The sequence below is a fragment of the Oscillibacter sp. GMB15532 genome, from assembly GCF_041020825.1.
In the GTDB taxonomy this organism is placed as follows: domain Bacteria; phylum Bacillota; class Clostridia; order Oscillospirales; family Oscillospiraceae; genus Oscillibacter.
The window spans coordinates 32,996-47,775 of sequence record NZ_JBEVTO010000010.1 but is presented as its reverse complement, the minus strand read 5'-3'; the positions used below and the strand labels follow the sequence as shown (position 1 = coordinate 47,775).

Here is a 14,780-nt window from a genome sequence, read left to right as displayed (position 1 = left end):
GTAAAGGGTGATCATGGTATCGTCGTCAGATTCGGTTTTTCATTCTTTTTCCGATATCCACAGTACCATGGTGCGGAGAAAAAGTCCATTTTGCCGCTTTGTTGCTCATTCGCTGAAAAGTCTTTGCAGACAGTCCTCCAGAGTGACGCCGTTTTCAGCAAAACGGGCCCGGACCGTAAAATCTCCGCATTTGAAATGATAGGGGTCTTTGATCTGCCGAACAAATTCCGCAACCCGTTCTTCTTTCGGAAGGTTCTTATTCACGGTGATTTCCCGGATATCCACTAAATCATGACTGATTGCTTCCATGGCCTGCGCCTCCTTTTTCAAATTTCCGGCATATTCCCAAGTCGGGAATATGTCCACCGATTGGAAAGGAACCGGGCTACGCGAAGTAGTCCGGTTCCTTGTTCTCCTGTAGGAACCGCGCAACGGCGGCAATGTCCTTTGTGACCGGGCAGTCCGGCAGTGCGGCCAACACCCGTTCCCGGTAGGCTCCATGCTCCCGGACGCGGGAATCCAGCAGCGCCACCACGCCGGTGTCGGTTTCCGAGCGGATGAGCCGCCCGAAGCCCTGTTTGAGCTTAATCAGCATTTCCGGCACTACAACGCGGTTTTTGTATTCCTCCATACTGTCGTACAGCGTCCGCTCGTAATCACTGATGGGATCGGGCACTGCAAATGGCAGCTTGGCGATGATAAGCATGGAGAGGATATCGCCGGGCAGGTCAATGCCCTCCCACAGCGCACCGGAGGCGAACAGGACGCCGTTCTTACTTTCGCGGAACCGGTCAATCGCTCTTTCGCCGCCCCGATCCAGCCGCAGCAGCGGAACGGGCAAAGCCTGCCCTGCCAGCAGCCCGTGTACCATATCCATTGCCTTATAGGAAGTAAAGAGAACCGCCGCGTGACCGTGAGAGGCCAGGATCAGGTGCTTTGCTTCCTCGGCAAGGGCATTGATGTACTGTTTGTCCCGGATATCGGGAAAGGGTACAACTTCGCTGATGTACAGCAGTGCGTGCGTTTCGTAGTGAAAGGGAGAGGGCTTGCTGGTTTCCGTCAGGCGGGCAATCGGCAGTCTGTCAAGCCCCAAGACACGGCGGATATGGGTAAAGTCCCCGGAGGCCGACAGGGTGCCGGAGGTCAGAATGATGGGCAGCTTGCGGCTCCAGAGGTCGGCGGCCAGCATTTCATTCAGCTTCTTCGGAATGGCGCAGAGGCTTGTCTGATCCATGCCGCCGCCCCGGTGAACAGGCGGCTTCTCCAGCCAGTAGACCAGCTCGATGTGCTTTTCTAAAACGGCGGCCTGTTCCATGGTACGGTCAAGCTCCCACCGAGCCTGCGCGCATCCGCCCCGGTAGCGAGGAAGGGGTTTACTCTCCAGCAGGGCGGCGCTCAGATCCAGTGCGATTTCCCTGATATTTCGCAGATGCCGGGCCGCTCTGCCGTCAATCACGGTTTTGAAGCGTTCCGCATCGTCCTGTAGTTCCTCCTGGGGAATACACGCGTCCAGCGCACGGAACAGCCGGTGGCTTTGGCGGGTCAGCTTTTTCGCCAGGTCTGTAATCTGCACGCCGCTTTCCCCCTGACGGTAGGTAAAGCCGCGGATTTCTTCCGTAATGGCAGGAATGGCATGGTTATCAAGATGCACACCGTACATCTGCCGGGCGGCGTCCAGAAACTTGTGAGCCTCGTCGATGATAACCGCCTGATAATGAGGGATAAGGGGAGGCTGTCCCTTGGTGCGGTGCAGAAGGTCAGCAAGAAAATAGTTGTGATTGCACACCTGCACGTCAATCTCATTGGATTGCGCCCGCCGCAGGTACTGCTGATAGCGGCAGTATGCAAAGTTTTTACAGTCCTTTGGGCAGCGTCCCGACACACAGATTTTCCGTTTCAGATAGGCGGTCAGCCCCTCCGCGTCGGCAAGGTCGGCGGAACCGGAGGCAAGAAACGGCTCCAGCATCTGCTTTGTGGCATCGTCCGCGTTCTGATAGCAGGTGAGCAGCTTTTTTTCACAGAGATAATGCTCCTTGCCTTTGCGGATCGCGCCTGTAAGTGGCTTTTGAATGATCTTGTGCTCCATAAGAATACCGGACAGCTCCGGCAGGTAATCGCGGGTAACGGCATTTTGCAGGGCGATGCTGGAGGTGGATACCACCACCGGCATATGTGCGCTCTGCGCGTAGCTTTGCTTCGGGTAACTGCCCCGCAGCCAAAAGTCGTTGACGCGCCCCCGCTTGGCAAGCAGTGCGGCAATGAGATAGGCGTGGGTTTTCCCGGTGCCCACCTCAGCCTCGGCCAGCGACACGTTTCGGCGGACGATGGCATTTAAAATGTGTTCGGCAAGCTCGATCTGCTTTTCCCGTATTCCGTAGCCATGGGCCGGAAGCAGGCTGCGGAAGGTATCCTCCATCATTTCAGCAAGCCGGTCATGGAACAGGTTCCTGCCCGGCGGCATCTCCGCACAAAAGCGGCCGGAGCCTGCTATGCCGGAGGCTTTGAGCCTTTCCAGAATTTCCGGAACGCCGGAAAGGGCAAGCTGCCGGGTTCTGCGGCTGATGGTAGCGGAGCGGCCGGTTTCCAGATTGACGGCTTTGTATACATAGCCCTTTCCGGTATCCCGTTCCAGCAGGATGCAGCCATAGGCAAAGAACAAGGCGTCGCCCCGGAAACGGGCGGCAATGTCGGGCGGTATCTCCCGGCTGATTTCCCGTAATATATCGTTGTATGGCGTATTCATAGGTATTCCCCCTGTAAGGGTCTGGCGGCACAGTGGTACGGCGGTGCGGCGCATGGCTCACGATTACACTTGGCGATTCCGCTGCCCTTGGGCATAACGGATCAATGGTGCATGGCCGCCCCGCCGCAGTAGCTCTGCCGCCAAACCAAATCAATTTAAGCGGTAGCTATTTTAAAAAACATCCTATTTGACCACGCTTCCCGGATGTGAGGGGGGCAGCATCGGGCCGTGACGGCAAGTGTCACGCATGAAAGCTCCCCCCGGCCTTTCCCAGCCGGGGCGACGCTTCCCCCGCGCAGCCAATTCGCGGGTTCCGTGAGGAAAAGTATCATTATGGCTCCCGTGCCTTTTGTCTGCCGGTTTCGTCATATGCCGAAAGCGGGCGCTCGCACCTGCTTCTTCATGCTGAAACAGGCGGTCCTGGCGCGCGGCGCGGGAGGTAATGTACCCGATGCTCCGATATGACCGACAGCGTGGCCGGTATTTGTCAAGGAACAGGCGAAAGGCGAAAAGAACCTTTCACCTAATGTCAAAAAAGGAGGGGGGTGACGAGTCACTCTTTAAAAAATTTTTTTAATTTTTTTGAAGCCCATTGTAAACTGTCCCAAACCGCCCGCTGGTGAACTTGTTCCCTTTCCGAAATCTGTCGTATGGACAATCCCTGAAAGAAATGCAGAATAAACCTGCGCCTTTGTGTTTCGGTCAGCTGCCCACTGTCCAGAAGCTGCCGGGCAGCTTTCAATGCCTTGTTTTTCTCGGCATTATGTATCAGCATGGTATCGGGGGGCGGCGCGGAAAGCGGTTCGGTTTCCTCCAGCCCGTTTATAGTCACATCCAGACGGCTTGTCCGATGTTCGTGTACGACTTGCCGGTGATAGATTTCATCCGACAGGGCTTTCAGCTCCCGAAAGTCCTCCGCCGTCTTGCCGGGGTTTTCCGCCAGATAATCCTCTAAAGTGATCTCCAAACGGACACGGTCGGCAAATTTATATACAATCCCCTCACTGTACTTGTTGAGGGCATAATCACTTTCCTTGTAATTTTTCATGTTCCTTTCCTCCGAACTCTGAATTTTTGTGAAATTCAAGGTCCGGAGGGCGGGGAACGACAATGTAAAAGCGTGTTTGCCTGATCGAGAGATAAATTGTAAAAGTATGTAAATACCGGTCGGGGTTTATATTTTCTTGTCGAATAAAAAAAGTCAGCAGATTGCCAATGGCAAAATGCTGACTTTTTTAGAATAGACTTATGAAATTGTATATGTAGAGGGCGGCATAGACGGATTGCACCGTCTTTATCTACACCTCCATGTGAGAGGGCAGTTGTTGTTTTCCATAGAGATACCCCTTTCGCCAGAGCAAGCGAAAGCCGGTATCCCGATATCCCAATAATCCGTCAAAATCCGTAAGAAATAGCAAGGGCGTGCCCTCTGTTTGGAGAGGGCACGCCCTGCGCGGTTTTTGGCAGCCAGGCTATCGTAGCGCTTTATGAAACGCCTTAGACCCTGTAGCTTTGCGCCCACGGTTTTCACCGTGTTTGCCCTTGGCAATATATTCTGTTGTCTTGGTTACTTGGCCTTTCTCACGCCATTTTTATCAACCTCATAACCATCGACCTTGGTCCTCTTGGCAAGAGAGCCGTCGGCATAAAAGTAATACCATTTTCCGTCAATCTGAAGCCATTTGCCAGCAATCATGACACCATGGGTATCAAAATAATAGCGCTTTGAATTTCCGCTCGCTCCAATGTCTTTCCAGCCTGTGACGGCACTGCCGTCTGACGACAGGAAGAACCATTCGCCTTTTGCGTTTTGCTTCCAGCCGCTTGCGAAGGCACCGCCAATGCTGTCAAAACAGTAGACCTTGCCATTAATAGTCTGCCATCCGGTGAGAGCTTTTCCATTTTTAAAGAACATCCACTGGCCAGAATCATTTTTTACCCAGCCCTGCGCAGTATCACTGAAAACCGTCAGCTCCACAAAGCGCCGCAGCACTGCCGAAACCTCGGCACGGGTGGCCGTTCCCTGCGGATCGTAAAAGTTATTGTTTTTGCCTTGGATGATACCCGCCATCTGGATGCGTTTTACGGAAGGAGCCGCCCACGCGCCAATTTTGGTATTGTCAGCAAAGGTGTTCTGTGCGTGAACCTCCGGCAGCTTAAAGCCGATAGACGTGGCATATCTGTCCATCATAACCGCCATCTGCTCACGAGTCACAAGACCGTCCGGGTTGAACTTACCTCCGCCAATACCGACGAGAATATTGTTTTTCACACCCCATTCGATATATCCCATGTAGTAAGCGTCAGCCTTTACGTCAGTGAAGCTCGACTGCTTATAGGCGCTGATGTCGGCATTTGCCAAACGTCCGAGTGCTGTTACAAACATACCCCGTGTCATAGAACCGTTGGGATTGAACGTGGTGGCGCTGGTGCCGGTCATAAGGCCGCGGTTTGCGACAAAGAGAATATCGTCCTTTGCCCAATGACCGGCGATGTCAGTAAAGTTAAAGCTGGCTTTGTAGGCTACGCCGTAAGTGGAGAAGTGGTTGGTGGAAAACACCACCGTTCCGCGCTTTGCATCGTAGCTGGAATCGGTGAGGTAGGTCACTTTGCCTTTTGCGTCCACATAGACGGCGTAGACGTTACCTGCAATCTCACCTTTTTGCAGGGTATAAGGAATCTCCACGCTGACACTGCCCTTGCCAAAATCGGTCACGGATTTTCCGCTGCCGTAGGTTGTCTTAAGGTCATATGCGGGACGGTTGCCGATGGCGGTCTTTGCATCGCCGGTCAGCTTTGCATTGTCCATGCGGGTAGCGGAAAGCTGGACGTCGGCCTTTGCCTGGCGGTTGATCTCCGTCACCGCCGCAAGGTCAATGCCGATGGTAAGATCAGGGCGATCAATAGCAAGCTGAACGCTGGCAATCCTGTTGCCGATGACTTGCTCCTGTGTAGTCTTGGGCAAATTGACTGTCACAGTGTTTGCGTCCTTGCCGCCTGTGGTGACATGAATGACTGCCGTAATATCGCCTGCGTTCACGCCTTTTTTCGCTGCGGCAGCCTTTGCGTCCGCAATGGCGTCGGTGATGTTTTTGTCGGTCAGGCCAACATTGGCGTTGCCCATATTGTCCACCGTGGCCTTGTTTTCCGTGCTGCCGGTGACCGGCTCAGTGGGCTTGGTAGACGGAGAGGTTGTGGAACCGCCGCTATCGGAGCCGCCACCGCCGTTATCACCGTTTGTGGATAGCTTGGCGATAGCTGCGTCGATCCCGATACTGTCGCTCTCTTGGTTAAGTACCAGTTGGAAGGTGCCCCTGATAGAGCCTGTTGCAGAGGTGGTCGCCTGCGTTTTTGTAAATTCATTCGTGTTATCCCATGCCACGGTCACACCATAGAGTGAAGCGGCTTGTGCGACACTTAAAATATCCGCCGCCGTTGTACTGTTGGAGAATGACATCCGGTTGATTGCCGCCATAATCGCTGCCTTGGCTGCGGCAAGCTTTTGCGCGTCGGTAAGACCGGAGATGCTTTTGGTCAGCGTCAAATTCTTGCCAGTAAGATTGGCGGTTGATACCGTAATACCTGTGATTGTGCCGCTGTCATAACCCGTGCAGCTAACCGCGACAGTATAGCTTCCGGCGGGTACTCCGGTAAAGCTGTAGCTGCCGTTTGCCGCCGTTGTCGTGCCGAGTACATTTCCGCCGCCGTCCTTGAGCTGCAAGCTTGCGGGGATACCCGCGCCGGTATCGCTGCCCTTGATCGTTCCACTGATGGTGTAGGCAGGAACGCTGCTTTCCCGAAAGGTAACATTGACCGTCACCCCATATGCGGGCATGGTGAAGCTGCCGTTTGTAACCGTCACTGTTGTGTCTGAATCCCCGGTTTTATAAACCGAAATGGTGTCTAATTCATAACCGCTGCTTGCGGCGGGCGTGACGGTGACCGTCTGCCCCTCTGTCGCGGAGGAAACCTCATTGCCGTTTACCCTCACTGTGAAGCTGCCGTTTGAGGTGTCTTCCTTGGCGATTGCCTTCGCCGCCGCCAGCTTGAGCTGACCGTTTTGCGCAATAACGGCAAAGCCGCTGTTGTCACTGACGAATTTTGAGATGTAAGCGCTGTTGTTAACGGTATTTCCCTCGGTGAACACACCCTCTTGGCGAGTAACCGCATAAGTATTAAAATTTATATTAACGAGGCTTACGCCGATTGCTGTGCTGCATGTGAACGCTTCAGTAATGCCGATAAAAGCAATACCGCTGCCAACACTCATCAGCGCAACATTGTCGCTCGCCGCGCCGACTGTGTTGCCGGAGATATTCACATTACCGGACAGCGTCATCCCTTCGGCAAACACACCGCCGCCCGCGCCGCCTTCGGCTACGGTGTTGCCTGTGATACTGCCGCCGCTCATGGTGAAACTGCCCTCGTTTGCCACGCCGCCGCCGCATGGCATCAAACCGCTGATCAAAATGCAGGAATTACCGGCAATACTTCCTCCCGTCATATTAAATGCGCCCATGTTTGTTATGCCGCCGCCGTTTGCAGCGGTGTTTCCTGTGATATTGCCGCCGGTCATGGTAAAGGTGCCATAAAAACCGATATAAACGCCGCCGCCCGTGCCGTCTTCGGTGCCTTGTCCCCCGGTGATACTGCCTTGACTGGAAACGATGTTTGTGCTGCTGTCACAAAGGGTCAGATTGCCTCTCACGCCAAGGACATTCCTATCCCTGACACTTGTTATATGACTGCCGTCGAGGGTCTTGCCGTTCAGGTCAAGCATGGTGGTCTTGCTCGACGCAAACTCCAGCGTGGCGGCGATGTCCACATTCTCCAAAAGCTGAATGTACGCCGTGCCGCTGCCTAAACCGTTGGCATAGGCCATAGCATCGGTCAGGCTGCCGCTTGTCCAAGCGTCGGAGCCGGGCGGTTGGTCATTGCTCGCGCCGGTGGCAATTCCCCATTGCGCCTGGGGCGCGGGTGAGATTTGGACATACTTATAGCTGTTGCTAAGATCATAAACGGAAGTATTGAGTGTGACGGCAGCCGCGTCCGCGTCCGTTCTATTCTCCGAGGCAATCGCCACAAGCCCTGCGGGATTAAGGTTTTCTAATTGAAGCGCGCGTGTATATCCTGTGGCGGTAACGGTGGAGTTGGAAATCTCAGCCGTGCCGTAGGAAATGCCAATGCTGTTACCTGCTGTGTAACCGCCGTTGGCTGTGACAGTGGCGTTTGTAATGGAAAGGGTTCCGTATGACTGCATGAAGATGCCGCCGACTGTATTGCCGGCCACTCCGGTGGAATCACCCCCTGTGGCGGTCACCGTGCAGTTGCTGATTGTCACGCCGTTATCGCCCCAAATACCGTAGCTGTTCCCTTCGGATGGCGCGCTGGTAACGTCGAGAGAGCTTCCCGCCGCGCCTGTAATGCTTAGCGCTCCATTAAAAATGCAAATTCCGAAAACCTGGGTTTGACCTGTAACATCGCTGATATCAACGATGTTATCCCCAATGAGAGCAATGTTCAAGTCGCCGCTGCTCTTGAAGATACCGCCGCGCCAAGAGGTGTGGCCGTTGTCGGGGGGAGCCTGCAGCGTGGTTATGCGCGCGCCGTTCAGCGTCAGGGTGTTGGTGTCCGCGTCATAAGTGACGGTGGGAGTGTAGGTGTCGCCAAGCACGTTACTTGCGTTTGCACTGGTGACCTCGGTCGTGCCGACCCATATACCGTATTTGGTAGCCGACGGCGCAATTTTGACATACAGTGCGTTGCTGAAAGTTGAATCAGAGGGCATGGCGCTCGCACTTGTGGCATCTGCCCCGGCATATACGGTATAGCCCTCACCTGCGGTGATTGTGCCGCCGCCGCTGCCGCTGGCGCTGATGATGGCCATACCGGCATCACCGCTGCCGCTTACGGCGATCAAGGTAGCCGAGCCGGAAACATCCACATTTCCTTTGATGCCAAAACCGGCTCTGCCATTATCACCACTCTCCCCCAAACTAGCCGTTCCCCCTCTGCCACCTGTAACAGTGAGCGTAGCCGTGCCCGTAACCACGACATCGCCGTAAATACCGGCACCGCCGTCGCTTCCAGAGGTTCCCGCGCTACCGGCGCAGCCGTCACCACCTGTCAGGGAGCTATCCGCAATCACGTTCAAGGCGACTGAATCGCTTGTCACCGTCAGAGCATTTGCGCCGGATATCGTCGCAGATGCTGCTGCCGGCACTCTGATTGTCACGCCGTCAAGGTTCAGCGTCACGTCAGAAGTGCTGACCACGATAGTATTGGAAGTCGAGTCTTTTCCATCTGCCATGCCAACGGTGTATTTCCCCGCTGTGTCAAAGGTAAGCGTATGGCTGGTGTCATTGAATATTGGTGCAGCGCCATCTCCTTCTATGCTGACGGAAAAATCCCCGTAGTCAGCGGGCGCACCCGTACGCAAAGCCATCATGCGGGGCTGTGCGCCTACCGTTACGGTGATTTCAGGCAGGTCGGCGCTGACCGTATAGCCCTCTATTACAGGTGTAAATATATAATCGCCGTTTTCGTTTCCGTCATATTCCGGCTCGGCAGTCCATGTAACCTGAATATCAACGGTCGTTTCCTCCCATTCGCGAGCAGAAGGTTCTTGCTGCCTGATTGTTTCCGTCTCTATGGCAGAACCGGTGGTTGCAACCGTCACGTTACCGGACACAGAACCCCCTTCCTGATTTCCTGAATCCTGAACATTTCCTTCTGCCGTCCCGCTGTCAACAGTCCTCATTGTCCTCACCGTTGCCGTCAGGCTTTCAGGGAGTTCCAAATCCTCAATCTGTGTGCCGGTCGCAACGTTTTTTTCTGTTTCATCCAGCGCCGCAAAAGCTATAATTTCCCCAGCCGTGCCATTCGAAGTATTGACTTCTTCGGCCATAGCCGAAACAGGCAGCAGGGTCAGCACCATGCACACCGAAAGCAGAATGCTCAAAAGTCTTTTTCTCATATCGTTTCTATCCTCCTATTTTGATATTTTTTTCGGCCAATAACATATGCCAACATCCAGAGCACGTGGCTTGTCCAGATGAAAATCCGCATGACGGCAGTACCAGCACTGCCGCAGACCTTCGGGCGTATCGGCTCTTGGCTCAAAGGCCGGGCAACTCTGCTTGGGCCACACATTGCCCTCCGTATTGGGGGCGGGGAGCGGCGCATCCTCACGCCTGCGCTTTTCCATTCCATCACACTCCTTTGTGCTAAAATACATAAGGTTTTCTGTATATTTCAGCTATGAGGATATAATAGAAAAAAGAAAAAATGAGCCTTTACACTTAAAAGACTCATTTTTGCACTTAAAAAAAGAGATTCACTTGAAATTTGCTCTTGACAAACGGAAGATAGCATGATTTCATAAACCTTCGGATTTAGCCGGGTTTTTCTTTGGCTATTGATTTGTCATTTATAAAATAAGAGTGATATGATTCTCATTATCCCCGCTCCATGTATGCTCTTTGGTTAAGCCAATCACCATTCTGATTGACAGCTCATCAGTATGTTCTGTAAATGGATCAAAAGACGGACCTCGATAGGTGATCGCCGCCTCACAGGAGCCGTCCAACTCTGAGACCGCAACCGAAAAACGCAGGGGAAGCACTTTATCGCCACGCCCCAGAAGTGTCTGGAGGCACAGTTCCTCAAACACTAACTGCAGATTGTTGATTTGACGTTGTGACAGAAGCTGTCTGCGGCCAAATTTCTCTATGCCGGTACTGACCTCAATAAAATCGAAGGTGGGCGATGCGATCTCCCGTTCAAAGGTTTTGAGGCGTTTAACGAAGGCACGGGTGCGCTCCCGTTTAGGATGGTCGAAGATCTGTGCCGGGGGACCGTCCTCGTAGATGCCGCCCTCGTCCATGTAAAAGATGCGGGTGGATACATCCCGGGCAAATTTCATCTCGTGGGTGACGATCATCATGGTCAGCCCTTCCCGAGCCAAGGAGCGGATGACTGCCAGTACTTCGCCCACCATGGTGGGGTCCAGTGCCGAAGTAGGTTCATCGAAAAGGATGATTTCCGGCTTCATGGCCAGTGCACGAGCAATAGCCACGCGCTGCTTCTGGCCGCCGGACAGTTCATCCGGGTAGCTGAGCGCCTTTTCAGCAAGTCCCACGGTGGCAAGCAGACGCATTCCCTCGTCATATGACTCCTGTTTGGACAGCTTTAGCAAATCTGTCGGGGCTATCATGACGTTCTCAATCACCGTCAGGTGGGAAAACAGGTTGAAGGACTGGAACACCATCCCCATTTTGCGCCGAATGGCAGGGATATCCGCACCCTTTTCTGTAATGGCTTCTCCGTCCACAAGTATCTCTCCGGCGGTTGGTATCTCCAACAGATTAAGACATCGTAACAGCGTTGACTTTCCCGTACCAGAGGGGCCGATGATGGAAATAACCTCGCCCTTTTCTATTTCTACGTTAACGTCAAAGAAAGGCGTAACATTGGGATATACTTTCTTTAAATGCCGGATGGAAATCATTTCATCATCACTCCTTTCACAATTCGTTTACGACGCTTAGGGTCCAAACTTATTTCCAAACGCGACAGCAGCATGGTCAGGGTATTTGCCACCAGAAAGTAAATGACGGCTGTGGCAATCAGGGGGAAAAACGCCTCAAGTGTGCGGCTTCTGATGATGTCGCTGACCTTGGTGAGATCCTGAATGGCAATATAACCAACCACCGAGGTCATCTTGACCATGGAGATAAACTCGCCTTTGAAAACAGGCAGGAAATGTCTGGCTGCTTGGGGGAAAGTGATCTTTCGGAAGGTCCTGACCTTTGTAAAGCCAAGGGCGTAGGCCGCCTCAATCTGCCCCTTGTCCACCGCGTCGATTCCAGTGCGCATCATCTCGGATACATAGACCCCGAAGTTGACCGCAAAGCCGAGAATCGCAACCAAAACGGCTGAAATGTCCACCTTTCCGAAAATGATGTAGTAAAGGATCATCAGCAGCACCACGATGGGCGTTCCCTGGATTAACCGAATAAAAGCTGCCGCAGGAAGCGAGGCAGCGCGCTTTTTGCTGCGCCGGAGCATACAGATACCAAAGCCCATCAGTGAGCCAAGGAGTCCGGCACAAATAGAGATGAGGACCGTGACCTTAAGGCCGTCCCACACCAGCTTCCAGCGGTTTTCCGTGAGGAAGGTACGGGTAAAGCTGATCTTTAGGTTATCCCAGAAGCTTACTGTCGCTGGTGTGGAAATGGAAGGCGAGGCTTCGGCCACCTTACGTACGACGAAATACAGTCCGCCGTCATAGTAGGATTTGCTCATATCCACCGTCTTCTTACGCTCGTCGGTAATGGACATGCAACCCACGGCGGCGTCCGCCTTGCCGCTTTGGAGCATAGGAATCAGGCCGGAGAAATCCACGCCGGTAAACTCCACCTTGCGGTCAAGCAGCTCGCCGACACGTAGCATCAGCTCCAAATCATAACCCAGCGGCTCGCCGCCCGCGCCGACGTATTCCATCGGCTCCGCGGTGATGTCATGCGCCACCCGCAGGGTTCCATTTGCGCTGGGATAGTCAAGTATTGGAAGAACCTTGACCTTCTCGTCAGCTCCCGTCCACTTTTCCTTCATCGCCTCCAGCGTACCGTCAGCCTTTAACTTTGTGATAGCTTCATTTATCTGGTCGGTCAGGGGGCTATCCTTTTGCAGCGCAACGCCGTAGTGATCCTCCACAATCCGATCGGACAGTACAGCGAGGGAGGGGTTTTGTGAAGCTATCAGCTTCGCCACCGGCTCATCTGCCGGCATGGCCTCTACCTTACCGTTTTTAAGCGCTGCTAGCATATCAGTACGGTTGTTGAAATAACTGTAGGTTACATCCGAAACTGTGCTATTTATCAAAACATCCGCAATGCTGCCAGTCTGACAGGCGATCACCTTCCCTGAGAGCTGACTTAAGGCGGTATATTGAGGTTTATCCATCCCCGTCACGGCATCCTGCCGGCTCACCAGCACCTGGGGATTGGCGAAGTAGGGCTCAGTAAACAACAGTTTTTCCGCCCGCTCAGGGGTGTTGTACATTCCCAGGGCCATATCGGCCTTATTGCTGCCCATAGCTGTGATGACCGCACCCCACTCCATATCAAGATATTCGGCCTGATAACCCAACTCATAGAGGACTCGGTCGATGAGCTCCACATCAAGGCCCGCGTATTGACCATTCATCATAAAAGTGGTCGGCTCCCTCGAGGATACGATAGCCACCTTGATCTTGGGCGCGTTTTCTCGCTTAGGTGTTCGAACGACATCGTAATCGCTTCCGTCAGGCTTAATCCAATGGGAAATGATCTCATCCATGGTGCCGTCAGCTAAGTACTTCTCTACTGCCTCATTTACCTTTTCTGCAAGCTCGGGCTGACTTTTGCTGATTCCCAGACAAAGTTTTTCATCCGTCAGAGCGTCGGAGGCAATTTCCAAGTTTTGATTGCTGCGGATAAAACGCAGTGCACTGGTGTAGTCCATCATGGCATAATCCAGCTTGCCTGCGCCCAGTGCGGCGGTGCTGTCCACATAATTCTTAAAGCTTTGCCTGTCGGCATCAGGGTAGTGTTCTTCGGCATAGACCTCGTTGGTAGAGCCCTCCATCACGCCGATGCGCGCGGTTTCCACCGGTATGCGTTGCCGCTGCGCATCGCTTGCGAATTCCTGTTTGTCTCCGTTTTTCTCACTATCGTCCCGTACCAGCAGAGCTGTTTGGGTCTGATAAAGGGATGTGGAGAAATCCATGGTTTCCCGGCGCTCGGTAGTAGCGTTAAGATTAGCCAGAATGCAGTCAATCGCACCGCTCTCTGCCGCCGAGGGGAACCCGTCATAGTCGTAGGTTTTTATCTCAAGGTCTGCGTTCAAATATAGCGCCAGACGTGCCGCCAGCTCTAAGTCGTAGCCTGTCAGCTCGCTGCCTTGGTAATAGCTGAACGGCTGTACCAGACCCGAGGTACCCACCTTTAGCGTCATCGCGGGATGCTCCGGCTTTGGAATATCCGGCATGGTATCGTCGGCCTTTTCGACCCAGCGCCCAAACATATCGTCCAGGGTGCCGTCGGCGCGCAGTTCGGACAAACAGTCGTTAATTTTCTGTTGCAGGTCTGGTATACCGGAGTTTCTGGAAATGCCGATGGCCACGTCGTCGCTCGCCCCCACGTCGCCGGAGAGCACCTTGACGCCCGTAAGTCCGTTTGCAACGGCAAAGCCCAGCAGATAGCGGTCAAAGGCAAAAGCATCCACTTTACCCTGCTGGACAGCAAGGTAAGCGTCCGGCAGGCTGTTGTAATATTTCATCTTCGCCTTTGGCAGGGCGTTTTCCACCGCGTTTACCGCCGTAGCACCGGAGGGTACGCCGATGGTATAGGCCGTATCATTCATTTGCAAAGCCACGGTGGCGGACTGCTTTGTCCCGGTATTGCAGCCCGCAAGCAGGCTTAATAAAGTTAGCAGGGCAAGCGCAAGCGCGAATACCCTTGGAATTTTCTGTCTCATGGTGAATCACCTTTCTTTGCGTTGGATTTGAGTGTGTACCGGATACCTATTTCTGCGATCCGCCACTGTAAAAAATAATGTCAGCGTCCGCTTTCTCAAGCACCAGCGCACTTTGATGAAAGGTTTCCAGCACCTCATCCATGACAGCCTTCATCTGGTCGTCCGTCGCATTGTAGAAGCAATAGACCAGTGTATCCTCTCTTACCTGCGTACCCGTGGCATCAAACCAATTTCCATTTGCGCGGAAAACGGTGAAGCCTTCCACCTGCGTTTCGCAGATAGCATCCACCTGTGTTTTCATTTCTTCCGTAGGAGCTGTCTGCGTATGGGTAACAGGATTATTCGTCCCCACATAAAGTGTGTACTTGCTCGCTTTTTGCATGGGTTCTCCTGAGAAAGATGCCGTATGAATATGGTCATAGATGAGCCAGCCCGCCAGCGATGCGGAGAGAAGTAGGCTGAATGTCACCAGCACCGCAAGCATTCGGTTTATGTATTTCTTTTCCATAGTGCCTCC

At 53.5% G+C, this 14,780-nt stretch carries 6 protein-coding genes, 1 pseudogene and 1 riboswitch; all 7 genes and pseudogenes read right to left on the bottom strand.

Annotation, left to right across the window (positions count from 1 at the left end):
* Positions 1-105: 105 nt before the first annotated feature.
* A complete protein-coding gene (locus ABVS15_RS12255; protein ID WP_369283969.1) occupies positions 106-309 on the bottom strand; it encodes a DUF6870 family protein in 204 nt (67 codons plus the stop codon).
* Between the two features lie 76 nt (positions 310-385).
* On the bottom strand, positions 386-2,743 hold the full coding sequence (locus ABVS15_RS12250; protein WP_369283968.1) for an ATP-dependent DNA helicase: 2,358 nt from the start codon (positions 2,741-2,743) through the stop codon (positions 386-388).
* Between the two features lie 553 nt (positions 2,744-3,296).
* Positions 3,297-3,791: an RNA polymerase sigma factor gene (locus ABVS15_RS12245; protein ID WP_369283967.1), complete on the bottom strand. Its 495-nt coding sequence runs from the start codon at positions 3,789-3,791 to the stop codon at positions 3,297-3,299.
* 411 nt (positions 3,792-4,202) lie between these two features.
* Positions 4,203-4,294, bottom strand: a riboswitch (cyclic di-GMP riboswitch).
* Between the two features lie 16 nt (positions 4,295-4,310).
* Positions 4,311-9,719, bottom strand: a complete 5,409-nt coding sequence (locus ABVS15_RS12240; RefSeq protein ID WP_369283966.1) for an S-layer homology domain-containing protein — start codon at positions 9,717-9,719, stop codon at positions 4,311-4,313.
* 816 nt (positions 9,720-10,535) lie between these two features.
* A pseudogene (locus tag ABVS15_RS12235) lies at positions 10,536-11,252 on the bottom strand (amino acid ABC transporter ATP-binding protein); the annotation flags it as partial.
* Positions 11,249-14,263: an ABC transporter permease subunit gene (locus ABVS15_RS12230; protein ID WP_369283965.1), complete on the bottom strand. Its 3,015-nt coding sequence runs from the start codon at positions 14,261-14,263 to the stop codon at positions 11,249-11,251. The pseudogene ABVS15_RS12235 and the gene ABVS15_RS12230, both read right to left, overlap by 4 nt.
* A gap of 46 nt (positions 14,264-14,309) precedes the next feature.
* Complete coding sequence (locus tag ABVS15_RS12225; protein WP_369283964.1) at positions 14,310-14,771, bottom strand: DUF3574 domain-containing protein; 462 nt, start codon at positions 14,769-14,771, stop codon at positions 14,310-14,312.
* Positions 14,772-14,780 lie beyond the last annotated feature (9 nt).

Coding starts and splice junctions, on each gene's coding strand:
- ABVS15_RS12250 (WP_369283968.1), bottom strand. CDS start 2,743: ATGAATACGCCATACAACGATATATTACGGGAAATCAGCCGGGAGATA.
- ABVS15_RS12225 (WP_369283964.1), bottom strand. CDS start 14,771: ATGGAAAAGAAATACATAAACCGAATGCTTGCGGTGCTGGTGACATTC.
- ABVS15_RS12230 (WP_369283965.1), bottom strand. CDS start 14,263: ATGAGACAGAAAATTCCAAGGGTATTCGCGCTTGCGCTTGCCCTGCTA.
- ABVS15_RS12255 (WP_369283969.1), bottom strand. CDS start 309: ATGGAAGCAATCAGTCATGATTTAGTGGATATCCGGGAAATCACCGTG.
- ABVS15_RS12240 (WP_369283966.1), bottom strand. CDS start 9,719: ATGAGAAAAAGACTTTTGAGCATTCTGCTTTCGGTGTGCATGGTGCTG.
- ABVS15_RS12245 (WP_369283967.1), bottom strand. CDS start 3,791: ATGAAAAATTACAAGGAAAGTGATTATGCCCTCAACAAGTACAGTGAG.